This is a genomic window from Paenibacillus sp. 37 (assembly GCF_008386395.1).
GTDB classification, from domain to species: domain Bacteria; phylum Bacillota; class Bacilli; order Paenibacillales; family Paenibacillaceae; genus Paenibacillus; species Paenibacillus amylolyticus_B.
The window spans coordinates 1,609,054-1,629,408 of sequence record NZ_CP043761.1; the positions used below are offsets into that span (position 1 = coordinate 1,609,054).

The window sequence follows — 20,355 nt, forward strand, 5'->3', positions numbered from 1 at the left end:
CCCCCTTATCAGCTATTCCGTATTCCTATCAAAACATAAAGTACCGCTGTGCCATAGGCAACTCGTCTGCGGGTTCACAGGTGAGAAGCTCGCCGTCGGCGCGTACCTCATAGGTCTCGGGATCGACTTCAATGACAGGGGTGACGTCGTTGTGAATCATGTCTTTTTTGCTGACCGAGCGGCAGCCTTTGACGGGTTCAACCCGCTTTTTCAGGCCCAATGACTCTTTGATCCCCGCATCTGCTGCGGCTTGGGAGACAAAGGTGATCGATCCGCTGGCAATGGCGCTACCATAAGCTCCGAACATGGGTCTGCCAAATACGGGCTGAGGTGTCGGGATGGACGCATTAGGATCACCCATCTGGGCAAATGTAATCATGCCACCCTTGATGACAATCTCGGGTTTAACTCCGAAGTAAGCTGGTTTCCAGATGATTAGATCTGCCAGCTTTCCAACTTCCACCGAACCGACGAGGTGTCCGATTCCGTGTGCGATAGCTGGATTGATGGTGTACTTGGCGACATATCGCTTGATCCGATCGTTATCGGAGGGGGAATCCAGGTTGAGTTCAAGTTTGCCGCGCTGTTTTTTCATTTTGTCGGCTGTCTGCCAAGTGCGGATAATGACTTCACCCACTCGGCCCATGGCCTGTGAATCGGAACTGATGATGCTGAACACGCCAAGATCATGCAAAATGTCTTCGGCTGCGATTGTTTCGGGACGAATCCGCGAATCAGCGAAAGCCACATCTTCCGGGATGGAAGGGTCCAGGTGATGACACACCATCAACATATCGAGATGCTCTTCTACAGTGTTGCGTGTGTACGGTCGTGTTGGGTTGGTTGATGAGGGGATAACGTAGGACTCCCCAGCGGCCCGAATAATATCCGGTGCGTGTCCGCCACCAGCGCCTTCCGTATGGTACGTGTGGATCGTCCGGCCGTTGATTGCGGCCAGGGTATTTTCGAGAAATCCGGTTTCGTTCAGGGTATCGGTATGGATAGCGACTTGAACATCATGTTCACCCGCGGCAGTCAGGCAGGCATCGATAGCGCTCGGGGTAGTTCCCCAATCCTCATGCAGCTTCAGACCGATGACACCCGCTTCAATCTGTTCGATTAAAGGTGCGGTGCTGGAGCTGTTGCCTTTGCCGAGGTAACCGATGTTCATGGGAAAAGCTTCTGCGGACTCCAGCATCCGGTGAATGTGCCAGGCCCCTGGTGTGCAGGTGGTGGCTTTGGTTCCTGTTGCTGGTCCTGTTCCGCCGCCAATCATGGTCGTGACCCCGGAGGATAATGCAGTCTGAATCTGCTGTGGACAGATGAAATGAATATGGGTATCAATGCCGCCAGCGGTTACAATCATGCCTTCACCGGCGATGATTTCGGTGGAAGCACCGATGACCAGTGCGGGATGAACACCATCCATTGTATCCGGGTTACCGGATTTGCCAATGGCGCAGATGTGACCATCTCGAATGCCGATATCCGCTTTTACAATGCCCCAATGATCGATAATGATAGCGTTAGTGATGACAGTATCAGGGGTGCCGTCGCTACGCAGAGCTGTAGTAGACTGGCCCATCCCGTCGCGGATAACCTTGCCGCCCCCAAACTTGCTCTCATCTCCATATACGGCATAATCATGTTCAATCTCTGCCCATAGTTCGGTATCCGCAAGTCTTACGGCATCGCCGGTTGTTGGTCCAAACATGGACGCGTATTGTTCACGGCTCATTCGTTTCATGAAGGTTCACCTCCATCTTGTATGGGAGGGGAGAACGTCTTCAGGAATGCCTCCAGTTTCACTGGATCGGGGGCTTGATCCGCAGAGCCTTCGGTTAATCCGTTGAACCCGTGAATCTGGCGTTTGCCGCCAAAGGTCGTGAGTTCAACAGGTTTCTCTTCACCGGGTTCGAAGCGAACTGCGGTGCCTGCCGGAATGTGTAGGCGATGTCCAAAAGCTGACGTGCGATCAAAGTCCAGTGCTGCATTAACTTCATAGAAGTGAACGTGAGAGCCGACTTGGACGGGGCGGTCGCCGCGGTTAAGGACAAGGAGGCGTATGGTTAAACGATCCGGATGACAGATGATGTCGTCATCTGGCTTCAAACGGTATTCACCAGGAATCATGGTTTCTCCTGCCTTTCTCAGCGTATAGGTTCATGTACGGTAACCAGTTTTGTACCGTCAGGAAATGTGGCTTCTACCTGTACTTCAGGAATCATATCGGGAACACCATCCATACAGTCTTCGCGTGTCAGGATGGTGCCTCCGTATCTCATTAATTCGGCAACACTCATTCCATCCCGTGCTCGTTCCATCAGTTCGGAGGTCAACAAGGCGATGGCTTCGGGAACATTCAACTTGAGTCCGCGTGCTCTTCGTTCACGGGCGAGGTTAGCGGCCACGGTAATCAGGAGTTTTTCCTTTTCCTGCTCAGTCCAGTGCAAGGTAATCCGACCTTTCGCTTATAATGTCTGATATGTTCATGGATCATATTGTATGTTAAATATACTCACACAGGGTGAATCCTTTGTCAATAAGCTTCGAGACATATTAGCAGTATGCATGAAACGAGTAGGCATGAAATAAAATTATGTAAGCTATATTGACATGAAGAGAGGAACCCTCCATAATTTGGATCAACGAACATTTCGGACTCAAATGACCTTAATGTTCGTCAATAGACTAAAAAAAGGGAGTGTAGGCTATTGAAGAAGAGGTCGGTCAAGTTATGGAGTATTTTGCTGGGTGCGGTCATTGTGATGACAGGATGTGTGGAGGGCACTGCGCCGCCTGAAGCTTCGGGTTCAGGTGGTACAGGAGAGCCGGCTGCATCTGGTGATACGATTAAAGTTGGCATTCTTCACTCTCTCAGCGGAACAATGGCGATCAGTGAGGTATCTGTTAAAGATGCGGAGATGCTTGCAATCGAAGAGATCAACGCCGCGGGCGGGGTTTTGGGTAAACAGATCGAGCCTGTAGTTGAGGATGGCGCTTCGGATTGGCCTACTTTTGCGGAGAAGGCTGGAAAGTTACTGCAACAGGATAAGGTCGCTGCTGTATTTGGTGGATGGACCTCTGCCAGTCGGAAGGCTATGCTCCCGGTGTTTGAACAGAATAAAGGTCTATTGTTTTACCCGGTGCAATATGAGGGATTGGAATCGTCGCCAAATATTTTTTATACAGGAGCAACAACCAATCAACAGATCGTTCCATCCGTAACCTGGTTACTGGAAAACAGGGGCAAGACGTTTTATCTGCTCGGTTCCGATTATGTATTCCCAAAAACGGCCAATCAGGTCATTAAGGCACAACTCGCAGCAGAAGGCGGCGAAGTTGTGGGTGAAGAATACACACCGCTGGGACATACCGATTACAGTACCATCATTAGCAAAATCAAGGCTGCGAAGCCGGATATTGTATACAATACGCTGAACGGAGACAGTAATGTAGCTTTCTTCAAACAATTGAAGGATGCGGGAATCTCTTCGGATCAGATGACAACCCTCTCGGTAAGTGTGGCGGAGGAAGAAATCCGTGGTATTGGCGCGGATGTACTGAAGGGACATCTGGCTTCGTGGAATTATTATCAGACAACCGATACACCTGAAAATGCTACATTTGTTGCCAAGTATAAAGAAAAATACGGTGCTGATCGAGTGACAGCTGATCCGATTGAAGCGGGATATGTGGCGGTTTATCTCTGGAAGGCGGCAGTGGAAAAAGCAGGATCAACCGACGTGGAGAAGGTGAAGGCAGCTGCCAAGGGTCTGGAATTTGATGCCCCGGAAGGTAAGGTAACCGTGGATGGAGAGAATCAGCATATCTACAAAACCGTACGGATCGGTGAGGTGCAGGAAGATGGGCAGTTCAAGGAATTGTGGAATTCTGGTGAGCCTGTCAAGCCGGACCCTTATCTGAAAACGTATGAATGGGGAGCTTCCCTCAGCGCTAAATAACATAGAAACCTCGCAATAAAACAGGCAACTCGCTTCAAAGCAGCTGAAACATAAACGAGGGTGTGACAACACACCCCTTCACGGTATTGCGGTAAAGCGTTACTGTGATATGAAATGTGAGGCTGGTGCGAATTGAAGTCATGTGAAATATCGAGACTCACGTATGGAGGAGGGGATAGCGATGGATATGTTTATCCTGCAGATGTTCAATGGTCTGAGTATTAGTTCAATTCTGTTGTTGATTGCACTCGGTCTGGCGGTAACGTTTGGGTTGATGAATGTCATCAATATGGCTCACGGTGAACTGATCATGATCGGTGCATATGCAACGTATGTAACACAAAATTTGTTCATGTCCTATGCTCCAGCAGCGTGGTTTGGTGCCTATTTTGTTGTGGCTCTGCCGATTGCGTTCATTGTAGCGGCTCTGATTGGCTGGTTGCTTGAAGTGGTGTTGATCCGGCATCTGTATGGCAGGCCGCTTGATAGTTTGCTTGCGACATGGGGTGTAGGCATGATGCTGCAACAACTGGCCCGTACGATATTCGGAGCACCCAATGTGGGAGTATCCAGTCCGGCTTGGCTCAACGGGGGATTGGCGATCTCGGATGGCATTGTATTTCCGTACAAGCGAATTTTCATTATCGCATTAGTTGCGGTTGTGCTGCTGTGTATGTATCTCTATATCTATCGAACATCATCCGGAAGACGAATGAGGGCTGTAATGCAGAATCGGAGTATGGCAGGGTGCCTTGGAATTTCGACCCGGCGGGTGGATGGCATGACCTTTGCGATTGGTTCGGGCATTGCCGGAATTGCTGGTTGTGCATTAACGCTCATTGGTCCGATTGGCCCTTCACTTGGTACGTATTATATTGTGGATGCATTCATGGTCGTTGTTCTGGGTGGCGTAGGGAAATTGGTTGGAACTGTGTGTGGTGCACTGGGAATTGGGATGTTTAACACGCTGTTCGAAACCTATACCTCTGCCTCCATTGGCAAGGTGCTGGTATTTGTATGTATCGTTGCTTTTTTGCAATGGAAACCACGTGGCTTGGTCGCAATGCGTACACGGAGTCTCGATTAACGTGAAAAAGGGGGTTAGTTCATGTCCGCTTTACTCAAGACTGGCAGTCTGAAAATGAGGATTATCTGGGCGGTTGTACTGATCATGATGTGTCTTGCTCCACTGATCTCCACGGAGTTTCGTCTGAGTCTGTTAGCCAAGTTTTTGGCGCTGGCAATCCTGGCCATTGGTCTCGATCTGATCTGGGGATATGGGGGTGTGTTGAGTCTTGGGCATGGAGTGTTCTTCGGTCTGGGTGGGTACGCGATGGCGATGTATCTGAAGCTTCAGGCCAGTGGAGCAACGCTCCCTGACTTCATGGGATGGAGTGGCCTCAGTGGTCTGCCGTGGTTCTGGGAACCGTTTCGCTCTTTCCCGGTGGCGCTGTTATTGGGGATAGTCCTTCCGGCATTACTTGCCTTTGCGCTGGGATGGTTTACGTTCCGTAACCGGATCACCGGTGTTTATTTTACCATCCTGACTCAAGCCTTGGTTCTTATTACAGTAACGCTCTTTGTTGGCAAACAGGAATGGACGGGTGGAACAAATGGCATTACCGGATATAATTCGATCTTTGGTTTTACACTTCATTCCGCTGGAACGACGATTGCTCTCTACTATATAACGCTTGCTGTCCTGGTGATCGCTTATATGCTCTGTCGTCGAATGGTGAATAGTCGGTTCGGTCAAGTGCTCGAAGCTGCGCGTGATGGAGAGAATCGGGTGCGATTCCTCGGATATGATCCGGCGGGATATAAAACGCTGGCTTTTGCTTTTTCCGGTGCGCTTGCAGGCATCGCGGGCATGTTGTTTGTTCTTCAGGTGGGTATTATCTCGCCATCGATGATGGGGATTGTGCCCTCCATTGAGATGGTCCTGTGGGTTGCGTTGGGTGGTCGCGGTACGCTTATTGGAGCGGTCATCGGAGCGGTGGTGCTGAATGCAGCCAAAACAGGCATAAGTGAGGCTTATCCCGAAGGGTGGCTGTTTGTCATTGGTGGGCTCTTTGTAACGGTAGTTTTGTTCATGCCAAACGGTATTGTAGGTGTGTATCGTCATGTCGTTCGCTTGCTGAAGCGGAGAGGAGAGAGTGCGCATGTCCAAGTCACTCGGGAAAAAACTAAAGTCTACTGAGGAATCAGCGGTGTTGGTAGCCGAGGATATTACGGTGGCCTTTGGTGGGTTCGTTGCTGTCAAAGGCATGAATCTGAAGCTGCATGAACATGATCTGCATTTTCTAATCGGACCCAATGGTGCAGGGAAAACAACGATGCTGGATGTGATATGTGGCAAAACAAAACCTATGTCCGGCTCGGTGAAGATGGCGGATGGCACGGAATTAACACGACTGAAGGAGCACCAGATTGTTCGCAAAGGTGTGGGACGCAAATTCCAGGCGCCATCGATCTTTGCAGGTCTGACGGTGCAGGAGAATCTGACGCTGGCGGCGGAGACTCGCCGTTCTCCATTGCAAGCCATCGGTATTCGTCGATATGGGAAAATGAGTGCTGCCATGGAGCATGTTATCCTCCAGATTAGTCTGCAAGATCGCGTTGATGCTCGTGCAGGAGCATTATCGCATGGGGAGAAGCAGTGGCTGGAGATTGGCATGTTGCTTCTGCAGGAGCCGCGGGTGTTGTTGCTGGACGAACCAGCCGCAGGCATGACGGATGAAGAAACGCACAAGACCGGGCGACTTCTGCAAGAGATTGCGCGTGAACGCTCGGTTGTGGTCGTGGAGCATGATATGGAGTTTGTGCGAGAGTTCGCGGCCAAGGTAACAGTGATGCATGAAGGGAAACTGCTGAAGGAAGGTACGATGGCGGAGGTACAGGCAGATCCGAAAGTGGCAGAAGTGTATCTGGGCAAAAGGAGGGATGACCATGCTGTCGCTGCAACGAATTGAATCCGGCTACGGGGAAAGCAATGTGCTTCGTGGTGTGAACCTGGATGTACAGCCTGGACAGGTGGTGTGTCTGATGGGCCGTAACGGTGTAGGGAAAACAACGTTGATGAAAACATTAATGGGGTTGCTCAAAACACGCAAGGGCAGTATTCAGTGGCAAAATCAGGAGTTATCCACTTTGGACACAGCCAAGCGGGCAAGGGCAGGGATCGGTTATGTACCGCAGGGGCGGGAAATTTTCCCGCAACTTACGGTGAAAGAAAACTTATTGCTCGGTCTGGAGACAAGTGCGCCGGGAGTAAAAACGTTCCCGGAGGATGTACTGGCGATGTTTCCAGTGCTTGCGACGATGTATGGACGGCAGGGCGGGGATCTGAGTGGTGGACAGCAGCAACAGTTGGCATTCGCCCGGGCATTGGCTTCGCGTCCGGGGTTGTTGCTACTTGATGAGCCGACAGAAGGCATCCAGCCTTCTATCGTGGAGGACATTCGGCAGGTTATTTTGCAGCTCAAGGCAAAGGGGAACCTCTCGGTTCTGCTGGTAGAGCAGAGTATCGATTTTGTACGAAGTGCCGCAGATTACATCTATATCATGGACAAAGGAACGATAACCCTGCACGGGACACCGCAAGAACTGGATATGTCGCAGTTTGAACATCATCTCTCCGTATAGTTGTAGTTAGTCGGCGAGTGGAGAAAGGTTTCAGGAACGCTTGTCCAGGATATTCGAGTATTTGGGATATAACCGCCGGATGCATTCCGGACAGATGTCATGGGTGAATTCGGCGTGGGTATGCTTCTCCAGATAACTCTCAACGGAGTTCCAGTGTTCCTCTTCGTCCTTGATTTGTTTGCAGACGGCGCAAATAGGCAGCAGTCCGCGCAATGTGCGCACTTCAGACAATGCCTTCTTCAATTGGTGTTCTGTCTTTCTCTGTTCGGTAATATCCATGTGTGCAATCAAAGCGAGATTGGTATCCAGAATTGAATTTGCATAAGATAGAGGGGTGAGTTCTACACGAAACCACCTCTTTTCGTTGTATACAGTATACACGCAGATGTCATATGTATGATTTCGATTAAAGGGTATTCCGCGTTCTTTCAAATTCTGTGCGACAAGTGCCATGTTAGCGTTCTTGCCTCGTTTTGCCCAGGCTTCCGTCAGATGCAGGTAATGTCTATAACTACTGTGTATATCCGGGTTAGGTGAGCATTGACCAAGTCCCTGTTGCCAGGCACGGTTACAACTTTGGATAATCCAATTGTGATCAACGATGATGAGTTGGTGACGTATGGACTGGAACGACAGCCTCTCCAGATCGGATGTAACATGTCTCATGGATGAGACCCTCCTTTGGCAGAAATCTTATCTCAGTTCATCTGGAATATCCAAAATATCAGCGACCAGGTGCCTGAATCGGGTTGCTTTGCGTGTGCCGTGAATAAGATTGGATAAACGATAGGGTGGGATGCCATGCTGTTCACAAAAGGTCTTCTGGTCCACTTGAAGTTCGGTTAGCCGTCGTTTGATGGCCCATCCGAACGGAGTAACTGGTTTTTTCTTGTTCAAAAGGGTTCACCCCTGGTTAGAATGTAGTATTCAGCCGCCCTTTCATCATGTAGAATATATAGAAATGCGAGCTGTATGTTTCATTATATACGTAAATTCGTCATCTAACAATTAAAAAAGACGGAAAAAAGTGTATTTTGTGATGATAAATGGCGTAAATACGTAAATAAAACAAATAAAATGACAAAAAACACGTCGGCAAGGAGGTTGCCGCGTGTTTTTTAGTTTGTCTGAATGAAGGGGAGCAGGTATGAGGAGGAAGAGGATTAGGCCCTGTAGGCATGAAGTCCAGCTCCAAGCATATGGAAACTGGGGAAAAACGATTTCATGGACATCGAGGTTGGCTGTGCCAGTCCATCCGCAGCCGAGGCGCTGACGGTCTTCCATTCATTCTCCAGATCTGTGGCCAGGCTGACCATCAGATCCTTGGTTGTATCGTTGTTCAGGGGAATGACTTTGGAGGCTTCGGTTATGCAGGCATTCATGGCTGAATGCAGGTAACCAAGGACCGCCTCCTCGACCGGGATGTCGAGGTGGTGGTTAATCCAGGCGTGAACAGTGGAGAGGCAGCCAACCGAATCGTATTTGGCAAAGATCTGTTCGAGCTGGCTGAATTCAATCCAGGGGTGCAGAGCACGTGCAAGTCTGATCAATCGTTTACCCATGGCGGCAGCTTGTTCTCTGAGATCTCCAGGGGTTCGCTGAACATGGACGAGCTTGTCGATTAGAGCTATCCGCCATGTATCTTTGTGATCTGCTGCGGTATAGATGCCTTTGATGGCCATACCTTCAAGACGAACGATGCTGGGATGCAACTGACAACGCATGAATGATTCGAGATCTTCAGCATTACGAATGGTACCCTCCCTGATATGGATATCCATGCCGAAGGAATGGGTGAACCCTCCAACCTGAATAGAGGAATCAAGCAGGTTGACATAATCGAGCAGCTTATTCCCACGGTTCACAATCATTCGCCTCCTGTGTTCGTTAAATGTCACTTATAGTGACATTTATAATCCTTTTTGTTTGCTTTATGTTTATAAATCCGAATTATATGATAGTTATCTTCCCATAAATGTCCGCTTTTTGTCAATGGTATCCGTAAAATTTAATGGATTAAATCTGTAATTTAATATTTGTGTTATTTTATATAACTTAATGTGTTATTTATGTGGTGGAGTGCAGGGAGAACTATTATAGAAGGAAGGACTATATATAAATGAATCAACAAGATCGGCTCTTACCGAAAAAGAGGAGATCAAATCTAATAATATGCAGTTCATGGGTAAAGATGACGAGATTATGCGATTTTTGATGAAAATGCCTAGCTGAAAAAGTAGTATTAAAAAATACTTTACTTTTAGTTCTGAGCCCGGTATAATCAATTCTGTTGCCGATTATTTACGACATGCGGTCGTGGTGGAATGGCAGACACGCTATCTTGAGGGGGTAGTGGGCGTATGCCCGTGGAGGTTCGAGTCCTCTCGACCGCATCATATGAACGATGAAGAAGAAGCTTTCCGTTATTGGAGAGCTTCTTTTTTTGTCTTTTTCGAACAGTATGACATCTGGGTTGAGAAAAAAAGCCATCCATTACCGGGGCAATGGTGCTCTACCTTACGGCTACGGGTGGCCTGTGTATTATTTTTGAAGTAAGTTCTTGATATCTTCTTCAATCTTGTCCGGTGTTGTTTTGGGAGCATAACGTTTCAGTACCTGTCCGTTCTGATCCACAAGGAATTTGGTGAAGTTCCATTTGATTGCTTTGGAACCGAGCAGGCCAGGAGCTTCTGTGCTAAGGTGTTGGAAAAGAGGGTGAGCGCTTGAGCCGTTTACATCAATTTTCTCAAACATTGGGAAGCTTACGCCATAATTCATCTGACAGAACTCGGCAATATCGTCGGAAGATCCTTTTTCCTGTGCAAACTGGTTGCTTGGGAAACCAAGAACTTCAAATGGAGCATCTTGAAACTTGTCTTGCAGTTCTTGCAGACCTTTGAATTGAGGAGTAAGGCCGCATGAGCTTGCCGTATTCACAATCAGGAGCACTTTGTCACGGTAGTCGGACATTTCAACTTCTTGACCGCGAAGGGTATTCACTTTGTAATCGTAGACTGTCATCTAAATCGCCTCCATTTATTTACTCTTATATCTTCTATTATATTGGCTACAATTAAATATTGCAAAACTAATGTGGTGTTAAAAGCATCAAAACAGGCAAGTTGTGCAGAATACGTGAATGAATTGCGAAGTGATTTTCGTCAGAGTGAGAATTAGATAGCCTTGAAGAGGTGGATAGAGTATAACCTTATTGTAAGCGTTATTATAAACGAGTATTGGCAAAAATCTGCCGATTTGGTGATCTGTAAGGACTTTACACCGTCATGGCGGGGGTGTATGATTCATAACGTAATTTCAATTTAAACTAAATTGTACTTGAAAAACGAAACAAACGATAATATCGCTCGATCTTACCTTAAGATATACGAACGATGTTTTAATCGCTGAGTTTCCATTCATTGATGAATGGGAAACGGGGGAACCAACGGAATGCGCTGTCCAGGACAGTGGGCATTCATGGGGTGAATTTTCCGGTGACAGCCGGAAATAGGGCGACTCTCGCGCCCGAATCCGTCAGCTAACCTCGTAAGCGTTAAAGGGAGAGGCAACAAGCCGTACGCTGGTTCATGGTGTTTTCGCCATGGGTTATTTAAGAAGCGTTCGGGAGGCCTTGGTCCCCCACGCTTCTTTTTTGTTGTCTTTTCACGCCAAGGGAGGAACGAATGATGGATACTGAGATGATTTTAGTGACTGCTCCAAATGAAGCAGGACGCAAATTTATTAAATTGCTGATGTACAAAAAAATGCCGTTTGCCGTTCTAACCAACAGTGCAGGGGAAGAGCGCAGACTCCGTAGAATCGGAGTAGAACATGTCATTCGCATGAATACAGCTGCAGCTCAAAAATGGTTTTTGCCGCATGGCAGCGTAGGTAACGTGTTTATTTTCGAGAACAGCCTGAATCTGACCTGTCGTTATTTACAGATCTGTCGTTCATGGACTTCGAAATCCCTGTGCGTGATTACGGAGCAGAGTCATCCTAAGGGCATCTATCGGGGCATGGGCGCAGACCGGATTGTATATTCGCTCAATGGGGAAGTTGGCTTTCTCCTCAATGGTTAATGCCATAGCTTGTGATTGCTCAGGTGTAAGGTGCCTGTTATAATTGAATGTATCGATAAACGGAAGTTTGAGGAGACTCATGCAGGATGGTGAGTCTTCTTTTTTATGCTTACAAGGAGGAATTGGCGTGCCGGATGTAGGTGGATTGAAATGGTTGTTTTTTGATGTTGGAGATACGCTGGTGGATGAATGGGAGCCGGTTGATGATATTATCGGACAGTTCGTCCGTGAAGCTTGTACTTTGGGGTATCCGGTGACAATTGAGGCGGTACGCGAACTGTTCGCGAACTGTTACCAGAAATATGAGCAATGGCCTATGAGAGTGGCGATTCGCACATTCGTTGAAGACGAGGGACACCAAAAACAGATTCAGGACAAGCTGAAATTTCAAAAAGATCTTGAACGTCCTTTTCCTTCAGCGGATTCCGTTCTTCAGCAGTTGTCACGGTATTATCGCATTGGCATTATTGCCAATCAGAGTCCTGGAACGGAAGAGAGACTGGAGAGCTACGGCTTGCGGAAGTATGTTGATGTTCTGGCGTGTTCGGCTGAAGAAGGAGTGTCCAAGCCAGACCCTGAGTTATACGCTGTGGCCTTGAAGCAGGCTGGTTGTGAACCGGAGGAAGCCGTCATGATCGGTGATCGGATCGATAACGACATTATACCTGCTCGGAAGCTGGGCATGCGTACGATTCGAATTATGCAGGGTTACGGAAGATTCCAGCCAGAACTATCGGATGACAAACGTGCGGATTGGACTGTGGATTCATTGGATCAACTCCTGCCGTTACTGATGCCAAATCAGGATTAGATTCAGATGGTTATTTATTGGAGTATGAGTTTTATTATAAAAGGAAACATGTTGCTGTATTGCAACAATAAAGGCTGATCAACTTGGGTATAGAATACCGGAGTTGATCAGCCTTTTTAGGATTTAGTCGATAAGAACGAGATTAGAGTAACCGAATCGTCTGAATGATCAGATATACATTTAGCATAACGATAACAGCTGTAATGACCCATGAGATGATTTTGAGCCACAATTTGTTGGCAAATGCACCCATGCTTTTTTTATCACTCGTGAACATCACCAGAGGGATTACAGCAAAAGGTAATTGAAGAGACAGCACGACCTGGCTCAAAATGAGCAGTTCTTCTGTGCCATGTTCTCCTGCAATGGCTGTCACAATTACCGCCGGGATGATGGCGATCAGACGTGTGACCAGTCTGCGCAGCCAAGCCGGAATTCGAATGTTCAGGAAACCTTCCATAACGATCTGCCCAGCGAGTGTACCTGTAAGGGTAGAGTTCTGACCTGATGCTAGCAGCGCCACACCGAACAGAATACTTGCAACCGTAGTACCCAATAGAGGTGTCAGCAGATGATAGGCATCTGCGATCTCGGCAACCTGCGTCATACCAGCACTGTGGAATACAGCAGCAGATACAATAAGGATGGCCGCATTGATGAACAGGGCCAGTGTCAACGCGATTGTAGAATCCATGGTCGAGTACCGAATAGCTTCTTTTTTGCCCTGTGGGGTCTGTTCGATCTGACGGGTCTGCACAATGGAAGAATGCAGATACAGATTATGCGGCATCACAGTTGCTCCAATAATACCAATAGCGATATAGAGCATGGCCGGGTTTTGCAAAATCTCAACATTTGGTACAAAACCATGGAGAACACCGCCCATATCGGGTTTCGCCAGGAAGAGGTCAATCCCGAAGCAGAGGGCAATGGTCGCCATTAGCACAATGACGAGTGTTTCCAAAGCGCGGAAACCTTTGTTTTGCAGTACAAGAATCAGGAGTACATCAACTGCGGTGATAATAACGCCATATAACATGGGGATGTTAAATAACAGCTTTAATGCGATAGCAGAACCTATGACCTCAGCCAGATCGGTAGCTGCAATGGCGAGTTCACACAGAATCCATAACATCACGACAACAGGCATGCTGAAACGTTCACGACAGGCTTGAGCCAGATCCCGTCCAGTGACGATACCGAGTTTGCCAGCCAGCGACTGAAGGACAACGGCCATCAGGTTCGATAACAGGATAACGGATAACAAGGTGTACCCGAACTGCGAGCCGCCTGCGATATCTGTTGCCCAGTTCCCGGGGTCCATGTAACCTACGGCAACGAGGTATCCTGGGCCTACAAAGGCGAGGAATTTCTTCCACCATGACGCATTCTGCGGAACTTTCATGGAACTATGTGCTTCTCCAAGGGAAGGGGCCATGCCCGCAGTAGACAATGATTCTCTTGAAGGAGCGTTGAACGGATTTTTTTTACTCATACGATAATCACCTGACTTTGAATTATTGATTTGGAAATATTGTTGCGGAAAAATCGCTCATGATATATCTAAATTTTTATGTTTATTGTTACATTGTACTCCTTCAAATATTTTTGTCTAGTGCAACTTTTATGTATTAACACAAAATTTTCGGTTCTAATTTGAAGACCCCCTTCGTATATTACCCAACCTTAGGAAAATACAGCATGGCGTTGAAATGCATGAAAATAATAAAGTTGTAAAAGCTGATAAAGATACAAAATTGCGTTTCAAAATGAGCCAGAAGTTTAAATTGAAAGGAAGGCAGTAAAAACTATATGGATAAGGGAGAGATTCTTAATGGAAGCTTTATATACAGCAGTAGCGACAGTTAAAGGTGGACGTACAGGTTCTGTGACTTCTTCGGATGGCGTGCTTAAGCATGATCTGAAAATGCCAAAAGAGCTTGGTGGCTCCGGTGGTGAAGGTACTAACCCTGAGCAGCTTTTTGCCGCAGGATATGGAGCATGTTATGAAAGTGCCCTTGCCAATGTAGCACGCAAAGCAGGTGTGAAATTGGAGGATGTGGTCGTTACAAGTAACGTATCCATTGGTAAAGACCCTGCGGATGACGGTTTCCAGCTGTCTGTTCGTCTGGACGTTAGCATGCCTGGTGTAGATCACAGTCAAGCAGAGGAACTGGCCCGCAAGGCGCATGATTTCTGTCCATATTCCAAAGCAACACGTGGCAACATTGATGTTGTTTTAAACGTAGTCTAAGATTTGACTCCCGGCAAGTAAAGGGAACATATAGAGCAGGGTATCCCAGATACCTGATGTTCGACTACAAAGCCCTGCTGGCAATCGGCAGGGTTTTGTGTTGATTATAATATATGGACATGATGCAGGAGATTAGATGCCAGATCGCGTACTATTTTACATAATTGCACTCCCACTTCATGTTACACATTCCATAAAGGGGGAACGAAGATGAGTATTGAAGAGATGATCGAGCGGCGATTTGTGTGTACAAAATGCAGGGGCACGGATTGTAACATTAAGGAAGTTTCCATGTCAGGAGCAGGCCTGAGCAAGATGTTCGATATCCAGCATAACCACTACCTGTTCGTGGCTTGTGCTTCCTGCGGGTATGTTGAAGTATTTGATCCGGATGTCTTGAAAGGGAAAAAACAGGGGCAGGTTGGGACTATTCTGGATATTCTGTTTGGCGGGTAGACATGCGCGAGTTGACATTGAACTGAAATTTCTTTAATATAACTTAGTACTGAGTAGTGTCATTGCATGAACCAAATTTGAATTAAACAGGTGATATCCATGTCTTATAGACCGCGTATTGCAGATTTAGAATTAGCTTATGGTAACAAGGAAGACGGATTGTATGAATTCAAAATGAATTTGGTAGACGGTACAAAATGCCGTGTATTCTACACCCGTTCCCCAGAATGGAAGATGACCAATATCAGCCGTCTGCAGAAAACCCCTTGTCCAGTATGTCGCAAAGATTTCATTTGCAAATGTATGGACCAGTGGGCAAGTGACCTGCATCAACAGATGATCGATGACCAATGGATGGAAAAGGCAGTTACGGAGTAATTGTCGGACAGATACGAGCGTGGGCACAATGCCTGCGCTCTTTTTCTTTTACTTCCTATTAATGCTTGTTCAAAAAGAGCGGTTTTCAGTCTTTTTGAACTACCTCTAGAAGAAATAAATTTAGAATAAGTGAACAAGAAGGCCCAGATTGGGTAAGTTACTCTAACCGCAACAATAGGAGGCAGCCAATATGACAGCAAATCAAACAGATGTGCATCAGGGACATCCGATCGTACTGGTGGATGGTGTCTGTCACTTCTGCCAGGGCTTAACCAAATGGATTATCAAGCGTGACCCGGAAGGGAAATATCATTTTGCATCGCTTCAATCGGATATAGCCAAGGAACTGCTGGCGAAGGGCAATTTGTCGACAGACAGTATGGATACCTTTGTGCTGATTGAAAATGGAAAATACTATACACGTTCAACCGCCGCACTGCGATTGGCTAAGGGTCTGAAGTTTCCTTATCCATTGTTATATGTGTTCATCATCATACCGAAATTTATTCGTAATGCAGTCTATAACTGGGTTGCTCGCAACCGTTATCGCTGGTTTGGCAAGGATGAAGCGTGCATGTTGCCTACACCGGAGATCAAAGATCGATTTTTGTGAGTGTGATTAATAACGGGAATAATTGGGTAATGACTACAGATCATATCTATTTTGGGAGGACAACAACTTGAAGAAGTGGACTACATTATTTATCGGGGCATTATTAGCAGTGAGCTTGGCAGCATGCGGTAACGATACAGATAATACGGCAACGCCGCCAGCGACTAACAACGAAACATCCAACGAGGGCAATACACCTGCAGAGCAGGCAACAAAGATCCCTACCTTGGATGAATTGATTACCAAAACGAATGAAGCAACCAAAGAAATGAAAAGCTTCACAACTGAAGCAAACATTGATCAGAATCTGAAACTGGATGCTGGTGAACAGTCCCAGGATCAACAGGTTAAAACATCGCTCAAGATGGATATCATCAAAGATCCAATGATGATCTATCAAGAGATGAAAATGGAAATGTCGGGACAGGAAGCTCAGAACGTGAAGCAGTATATCACTTCGGATAAAATCTACTCTCAAGTTGGGGATCAATGGGTTGCGATTCCTGAAGCTCAAACCAAGGAACTGATTGAGCAGATGAAAGCAAGCATGAATCCCGAAGGTGAATTGGAGCAATTCAAAAAGATTGAAGAAGATACTGAAGTGACCGAAGAAGGCGACAATTATGTGATTAACGCTGACGTATCCGGTGATAACGTGAAGGAACTGGCCAAAGCCGTGATGGAGCAAAACGGATCGGATGCCCAGATGCAAGCGATGCTGGATCAGATGAATATCACCAGCATGAAGATGAAATACATGATCAACAAAGAAACCTACCTGCCTGCAAGTACGGACGTAACCATGGTCATGGAGATGGAACAGAATGGACAGAAAATGACGATGGACATGAAGATGAACAGTACATTTTCTAACCAGGATAAAGTGGAAGAGATTAAGATTCCACAAGAAGCATTGGATAGCGCTAAATAAAACAGGCACCTCTGAACTGAATCTGTGTGAGCCGAGAGGTTTTACCAGATTAGAATCAGGGGTGTTTTTCTGTTTAGCGGAGATTTGGTCAGGGTTGAAAGTGTTATAGTATAGTCATATTGAAGTAGAGAGGGGAGATAAAAGATGATTGAATATGCACACATCCACCATGTTAGTTTGGCTGTACGTGATCTGGAAATCGCGAAGAAATTCTATTCGGGGTTACTGGGAATGCAGGAGATTGAACGTCCGCCTTTCCGCTCCACAGGTACATGGTATGCCATCGGTAGCCAGCAGCTTCATCTGTTACAGCACCCGGAGGGTCACACGTTACGTGAGGCTGGGATTGACACAACAGACGGCCACTTTGCAATCTGGGTCACCAGTTATTCAGGGACTATAGCTTGGTTGGAGCAGCAGGGAATTGAGTATGAAGCGAGACCTGACAGTGTGGCTGGATTCGCACAGATTTTTGTACTTGATCCGGACCGTAACATTATTGAGTTCGATTCTCCTTACAACTCGTAAGGGAAAAAGGGTTAGAATAAATCCCTTGCTCCACCAGAAATTGTATGTTATATTATCCATACATTCATAGCACGTGACGGAAGCACCGTCCATATACTGCATATTCATGCGGTTATTGGACGGTGTTTTTTTGTGCTTTTTGACAGGGAGGGAAGGGGAATTTGATTGTACTGAAGGTTGTTCTGGTTTCAAAGGATAGAGATTACATTAGCGCCTGGCTTGATTATGTACAGGGAAATTCGTCTGGTCTCCATGTGCGTTTCACGGCATTCTCCCAAGGAGATTCATTCAAGGATCACATGAATGAGCAAGAAGGTCGAGAATTACCGGATCTGGTTATTGCGGAACCGGAATTTCTGAATGCCTGGCTGAATAATGGGGGAGAAGTATCGGGTGTACCTTGGCTAATGCTTAGTGAAGGGATGGAAGAGGTAGATGAGGCCAAGCGGCTGATGAAATATCAACCCTTGCCTGCTTTGCTGGATGCTGTGATGCATGCTTGCCGGCAGCCACGCCGTAAGAAGGTTCACCATCCGGGGCAAGAGACTCTCTCCATCGGTGTAGTATCCGCTTCGGGTGGAAGTGGCAAAACGGCAGTGGCCCTGCATATGGCGAAGCAATTGGGACTTGCAGGATATGCTGTTCTCTATCTGAATTTGGAGACGCTGGACAGTACGCACCCGTTTCTGGAAAAGGGACTAACTAGAAGTGGGCAGCGTCACCCGGATGCGGAGACGGGATTGTCACGCCTGTTATACGATCTGAAGGTAGGAAGAAAGGAATCCGGCAAGCAGTTACAGGTGCAATCGAAGGGCGTAGATGGATATGTGGTCCGGCATGAAGCGCTGAAATCCGATGTGTTCTGGCCATTATCGAATCGGAAAGAACTGTTACAAATGACTCGTGAGGATACGTCGAATCTGCTTCGTTATTTAACGGATTGTGGACAGTATGACGTGTTGATTCTGGATGGGGATTCCGGTTGGGATGGGCGCAGTGAAGGGGTGCTGGATGCAGCAGATGCATTTGTCTGGTTGGTTGAGGATGATATATCTGCCATGCATCGATGGGGGCAATGGTTGCAGCATGCTGAACGAACGAAGCCAGATTTGTACGAAAGTATGCTGGAGCGTGCACGCTTTGTGGTTAACAAATATCGGGACAATGTCGTCAATGCACTCCCACGCCCTGATCTGCATCTGGATGCAGTGTTGCCCTACATCCCTTCTTGGAAACAACTCAGTCAGGAGGAAGTTATGCTCAGTTCTCCGAGCTTCCAACGTGAAGTGAAGAGATTATGTGCCATGCTGGTACAAGATGGCGAAGAAGAATTGAAGCAGACGGGACGAATTCAGAAGCAGGATCGGTGGGCACTATGATGGATTCATCCAATAGATTACTGGATCGTGAAGAACAGTTTCAGATGATGCGCAGGGAAGTCAGGGCTGGCCTCGATTTAACCTCTTCCGCAGGAGATGATGAACTGTGGCAGGGGATAGAACGCAAAGTTCTGTCTGACCCGAAGCTGGATGATCTGACCTCAGGAGAGCGTCACACGCTGGTACAGCGATTGTTTGACTCCTTTCGTGGGTTGGATATTTTGCAGCCACTTGTGGATCATCCCGATATTACGGAGATTATGATCAATAGTCACAAGGAGATTTTTGTGGAGCAGGAAGGCGAAGTCAGCCAGATCACCCTTGAATTTGAGTCCAGGGAACGGCTCGAGGATATCATCCAGATGATTGTGTCCGGGGTAAACCGGATTGTGAATGAGTCTTCTCCAATCGTAGATGCCCGTTTAAAGGATGGTTCGCGGGTCAATATCGTGTTGCCCCCTATTGCCTTGAAAGGTCCCACGATGACGATTCGTAAATTCCCCAGTGAACCGATGAAGATGTCCGATCTGATTGAAAAAGGAGCCCTGCATGAAGAAGCGGCAGAATTATTGCAGCAGTTGGTACGGAGCAAATACAACATCTTCATTGGAGGCGGGACCGGATCGGGAAAAACGACCTTTCTGAACGCATTATCCCAGTTTATCCCTTCCGATGAGCGGATTATTACCATTGAGGATTCGGCTGAGCTACAGATAGTTACGGTACCGAATCTGGTATCACTGGAAACGAGAAATGCCAACACCGAAGGCAAGGGACAGATATCTATTCGGGATCTGATCAAATCTTCCTTACGGATGCGTCCGAACCGGATTGTGATTGGTGAGGTAAGGGGCGCAGAAGCGCTGGATATGTTGCAGGCCATGAACACTGGCCATGATGGATCTTTGTCTACAGGGCATGCGAATACCATCTCGGACATGATTAGCAGACTCGAAACGATGGTGCTCAGTGGTGCAGATCTTCCCATTGCGGTTGTAAGGCAGCAGATTAGTTCAGCAATCGATATTTTCGTACATCTATCTCGGCTGCGAGACCGCTCACGGCGGGTGACAGAGATTAGTGAAGTGATTGGCATGCAGAACGGTGAGGTTTTGCTGAATCCACTGTTTCGTTTCCAGGAACAAGAAGAGCGTGAAGGCAAAATTATTGGTGGGTTAGTACAGGTTGGGAAGTTGAATCAGGTGGATAAAATTCAGATGGCTGGGCTCGGGGAATGGCTGAATGGATACATAGAACAATATAGTGTTGGAATAGATTCATCAGATAACAACGTGAATTAAAGTCATTGGAAG

At 47.2% G+C, this 20,355-nt stretch carries 23 protein-coding genes, 1 tRNA gene and 1 riboswitch; of the genes, 16 read left to right on the forward strand and 8 right to left on the reverse strand.

Going from position 1 to position 20,355, the window contains the following annotated elements:
- Positions 1 to 28: 28 nt before the first annotated feature.
- The 3 genes from ureC to F0220_RS07115 are packed head-to-tail and all read right to left on the reverse strand — an operon-like array spanning position 29 to position 2,453.
- Positions 29 to 1,747 (reverse strand): urease subunit alpha, encoded by a 1,719-nt coding sequence (gene ureC / locus F0220_RS07105; protein ID WP_149846381.1) that lies wholly within the window; start codon positions 1,745 to 1,747, stop codon positions 29 to 31.
- Positions 1,744 to 2,133 (reverse strand): urease subunit beta, encoded by a 390-nt coding sequence (locus F0220_RS07110; RefSeq protein ID WP_149846382.1) that lies wholly within the window; start codon positions 2,131 to 2,133, stop codon positions 1,744 to 1,746. Before F0220_RS07110 ends, ureC begins: the two co-directional genes overlap by 4 nt.
- Before the next feature lie 17 nt (positions 2,134 to 2,150).
- Positions 2,151 to 2,453, reverse strand: a complete 303-nt coding sequence (locus F0220_RS07115) for an urease subunit gamma (protein ID WP_076209470.1) — start codon at positions 2,451 to 2,453, stop codon at positions 2,151 to 2,153.
- A gap of 261 nt (positions 2,454 to 2,714) precedes the next feature.
- On the opposite strand from F0220_RS07115, the gene urtA reads away from it, so the two are divergent.
- The 5 genes from urtA (at position 2,715) to urtE (ending at position 7,610) form a co-directional block, all read left to right on the forward strand.
- Positions 2,715 to 3,965 (forward strand): urea ABC transporter substrate-binding protein, encoded by a 1,251-nt coding sequence (gene urtA / locus F0220_RS07120; protein WP_149846383.1) that lies wholly within the window; start codon positions 2,715 to 2,717, stop codon positions 3,963 to 3,965.
- Positions 3,966 to 4,146: 181 nt separating this feature from the next.
- Complete coding sequence (gene urtB, locus F0220_RS07125; RefSeq protein WP_036610830.1) at positions 4,147 to 5,052, forward strand: urea ABC transporter permease subunit UrtB; 906 nt, start codon at positions 4,147 to 4,149, stop codon at positions 5,050 to 5,052.
- Positions 5,053 to 5,073: 21 nt separating this feature from the next.
- Entirely contained in the window at positions 5,074 to 6,165 is a 1,092-nt protein-coding gene (gene urtC, locus F0220_RS07130; RefSeq protein ID WP_149846384.1) for an urea ABC transporter permease subunit UrtC, read from the forward strand.
- Positions 6,128 to 6,937 (forward strand): urea ABC transporter ATP-binding protein UrtD, encoded by an 810-nt coding sequence (gene urtD / locus F0220_RS07135; protein ID WP_149846385.1) that lies wholly within the window; start codon positions 6,128 to 6,130, stop codon positions 6,935 to 6,937. The genes urtC and urtD overlap by 38 nt, the downstream gene beginning before the upstream one ends.
- A complete protein-coding gene (gene urtE, locus F0220_RS07140) occupies positions 6,915 to 7,610 on the forward strand; it encodes an urea ABC transporter ATP-binding subunit UrtE (protein WP_076209466.1) in 696 nt (231 codons plus the stop codon). The genes urtD and urtE overlap by 23 nt, the downstream gene beginning before the upstream one ends.
- A 30-nt stretch (positions 7,611 to 7,640) precedes the next feature.
- Here urtE and F0220_RS07145 read toward each other — a convergent pair whose 3' ends face one another.
- The 3 genes from F0220_RS07145 to F0220_RS07155 form a co-directional block, all read right to left on the reverse strand.
- Positions 7,641 to 8,276 carry a nitrogen regulation protein NR(II) gene (locus F0220_RS07145; RefSeq protein ID WP_091015300.1) on the reverse strand — a complete coding sequence of 212 codons (636 nt, stop codon included), beginning with the start codon at positions 8,274 to 8,276 and terminating at the stop codon, positions 7,641 to 7,643.
- 27 nt (positions 8,277 to 8,303) lie between these two features.
- Positions 8,304 to 8,507 (reverse strand): hypothetical protein, encoded by a 204-nt coding sequence (locus F0220_RS07150; RefSeq protein WP_017690011.1) that lies wholly within the window; start codon positions 8,505 to 8,507, stop codon positions 8,304 to 8,306.
- Between the two features lie 266 nt (positions 8,508 to 8,773).
- On the reverse strand, positions 8,774 to 9,475 hold the full coding sequence (locus F0220_RS07155; RefSeq protein WP_188310528.1) for an urease accessory protein UreF: 702 nt from the start codon (positions 9,473 to 9,475) through the stop codon (positions 8,774 to 8,776).
- 445 nt (positions 9,476 to 9,920) lie between these two features.
- Between F0220_RS07155 and F0220_RS07160 the strand changes: the two genes are divergently transcribed.
- Positions 9,921 to 10,003 (forward strand) — tRNA-Leu (locus F0220_RS07160).
- 148 nt (positions 10,004 to 10,151) lie between these two features.
- On the opposite strand, the gene F0220_RS07165 is transcribed toward F0220_RS07160, so the two are convergent.
- Positions 10,152 to 10,631, reverse strand: a complete 480-nt coding sequence (locus tag F0220_RS07165; protein ID WP_091015296.1) for a glutathione peroxidase — start codon at positions 10,629 to 10,631, stop codon at positions 10,152 to 10,154.
- 371 nt (positions 10,632 to 11,002) lie between these two features.
- Positions 11,003 to 11,178, forward strand: a riboswitch (cyclic di-AMP (ydaO/yuaA leader).
- A gap of 115 nt (positions 11,179 to 11,293) precedes the next feature.
- On the opposite strand from F0220_RS07165, the gene F0220_RS07170 reads away from it, so the two are divergent.
- A complete protein-coding gene (locus F0220_RS07170; RefSeq protein ID WP_223199874.1) occupies positions 11,294 to 11,692 on the forward strand; it encodes an HAD family hydrolase in 399 nt (132 codons plus the stop codon).
- A gap of 127 nt (positions 11,693 to 11,819) precedes the next feature.
- Positions 11,820 to 12,503 (forward strand): HAD family hydrolase, encoded by a 684-nt coding sequence (locus tag F0220_RS07175; RefSeq protein WP_188310529.1) that lies wholly within the window; start codon positions 11,820 to 11,822, stop codon positions 12,501 to 12,503.
- 142 nt (positions 12,504 to 12,645) lie between these two features.
- Here F0220_RS07175 and F0220_RS07180 read toward each other — a convergent pair whose 3' ends face one another.
- The gene (locus tag F0220_RS07180; RefSeq protein WP_149846895.1) at positions 12,646 to 13,941 is read right to left on the reverse strand and encodes an Nramp family divalent metal transporter; all 1,296 of its coding nucleotides are present in this window, start codon (positions 13,939 to 13,941) and stop codon (positions 12,646 to 12,648) included.
- A 396-nt stretch (positions 13,942 to 14,337) separates the two neighbouring features.
- On the opposite strand from F0220_RS07180, the gene F0220_RS07185 reads away from it, so the two are divergent.
- The 8 genes from F0220_RS07185 to F0220_RS07220 all read left to right on the forward strand — a co-directional run bounded on the left by F0220_RS07185 (position 14,338) and on the right by F0220_RS07220 (position 20,343).
- Positions 14,338 to 14,757: an organic hydroperoxide resistance protein gene (locus F0220_RS07185; RefSeq protein WP_036610819.1), complete on the forward strand. Its 420-nt coding sequence runs from the start codon at positions 14,338 to 14,340 to the stop codon at positions 14,755 to 14,757.
- A gap of 210 nt (positions 14,758 to 14,967) precedes the next feature.
- Positions 14,968 to 15,213 carry a zinc ribbon domain-containing protein gene (locus F0220_RS07190; RefSeq protein ID WP_036610816.1) on the forward strand — a complete coding sequence of 82 codons (246 nt, stop codon included), beginning with the start codon at positions 14,968 to 14,970 and terminating at the stop codon, positions 15,211 to 15,213.
- Positions 15,214 to 15,312: 99 nt separating this feature from the next.
- Positions 15,313 to 15,591, forward strand: a complete 279-nt coding sequence (locus F0220_RS07195; protein ID WP_036610814.1) for a hypothetical protein — start codon at positions 15,313 to 15,315, stop codon at positions 15,589 to 15,591.
- A gap of 190 nt (positions 15,592 to 15,781) precedes the next feature.
- Positions 15,782 to 16,204 (forward strand): thiol-disulfide oxidoreductase DCC family protein, encoded by a 423-nt coding sequence (locus tag F0220_RS07200; RefSeq protein WP_091015293.1) that lies wholly within the window; start codon positions 15,782 to 15,784, stop codon positions 16,202 to 16,204.
- Between the two features lie 67 nt (positions 16,205 to 16,271).
- The gene (locus F0220_RS07205; protein ID WP_091015291.1) at positions 16,272 to 17,135 is read left to right on the forward strand and encodes a DUF6612 family protein; all 864 of its coding nucleotides are present in this window, start codon (positions 16,272 to 16,274) and stop codon (positions 17,133 to 17,135) included.
- Positions 17,136 to 17,279: 144 nt separating this feature from the next.
- Complete coding sequence (locus F0220_RS07210; RefSeq protein WP_017690000.1) at positions 17,280 to 17,663, forward strand: VOC family protein; 384 nt, start codon at positions 17,280 to 17,282, stop codon at positions 17,661 to 17,663.
- Positions 17,664 to 17,824: 161 nt separating this feature from the next.
- The gene (locus F0220_RS07215) at positions 17,825 to 19,042 is read left to right on the forward strand and encodes a nucleotide-binding protein (RefSeq protein WP_149846388.1); all 1,218 of its coding nucleotides are present in this window, start codon (positions 17,825 to 17,827) and stop codon (positions 19,040 to 19,042) included.
- Positions 19,039 to 20,343 (forward strand): TadA family conjugal transfer-associated ATPase, encoded by a 1,305-nt coding sequence (locus tag F0220_RS07220; protein ID WP_091015288.1) that lies wholly within the window; start codon positions 19,039 to 19,041, stop codon positions 20,341 to 20,343. Before F0220_RS07215 ends, F0220_RS07220 begins: the two co-directional genes overlap by 4 nt.
- Positions 20,344 to 20,355: the final 12 nt, after the last annotated feature.

Bases quoted from the DNA above. Each gene is read 5' to 3' on its own strand.
- urtD (WP_149846385.1), top strand. From the start codon at position 6,128: ATGTCCAAGTCACTCGGGAAAAAACTAAAGTCTACTGAGGAATCAGCG.
- F0220_RS07195 (WP_036610814.1), top strand. From the start codon at position 15,313: ATGTCTTATAGACCGCGTATTGCAGATTTAGAATTAGCTTATGGTAAC.
- F0220_RS07190 (WP_036610816.1), top strand. From the start codon at position 14,968: ATGAGTATTGAAGAGATGATCGAGCGGCGATTTGTGTGTACAAAATGC.
- F0220_RS07210 (WP_017690000.1), top strand. From the start codon at position 17,280: ATGATTGAATATGCACACATCCACCATGTTAGTTTGGCTGTACGTGAT.
- F0220_RS07185 (WP_036610819.1), top strand. From the start codon at position 14,338: ATGGAAGCTTTATATACAGCAGTAGCGACAGTTAAAGGTGGACGTACA.
- F0220_RS07165 (WP_091015296.1), bottom strand. From the start codon at position 10,631: ATGACAGTCTACGATTACAAAGTGAATACCCTTCGCGGTCAAGAAGTT.
- urtE (WP_076209466.1), top strand. From the start codon at position 6,915: ATGCTGTCGCTGCAACGAATTGAATCCGGCTACGGGGAAAGCAATGTG.
- F0220_RS07145 (WP_091015300.1), bottom strand. From the start codon at position 8,276: ATGAGACATGTTACATCCGATCTGGAGAGGCTGTCGTTCCAGTCCATA.
- urtC (WP_149846384.1), top strand. From the start codon at position 5,074: ATGTCCGCTTTACTCAAGACTGGCAGTCTGAAAATGAGGATTATCTGG.
- urtB (WP_036610830.1), top strand. From the start codon at position 4,147: ATGGATATGTTTATCCTGCAGATGTTCAATGGTCTGAGTATTAGTTCA.
- F0220_RS07170 (WP_223199874.1), top strand. From the start codon at position 11,294: ATGATGGATACTGAGATGATTTTAGTGACTGCTCCAAATGAAGCAGGA.
- F0220_RS07200 (WP_091015293.1), top strand. From the start codon at position 15,782: ATGACAGCAAATCAAACAGATGTGCATCAGGGACATCCGATCGTACTG.
- F0220_RS07220 (WP_091015288.1), top strand. From the start codon at position 19,039: ATGATGGATTCATCCAATAGATTACTGGATCGTGAAGAACAGTTTCAG.
- F0220_RS07110 (WP_149846382.1), bottom strand. From the start codon at position 2,133: ATGATTCCTGGTGAATACCGTTTGAAGCCAGATGACGACATCATCTGT.
- ureC (WP_149846381.1), bottom strand. From the start codon at position 1,747: ATGAAACGAATGAGCCGTGAACAATACGCGTCCATGTTTGGACCAACA.
- F0220_RS07180 (WP_149846895.1), bottom strand. From the start codon at position 13,941: ATGGCCCCTTCCCTTGGAGAAGCACATAGTTCCATGAAAGTTCCGCAG.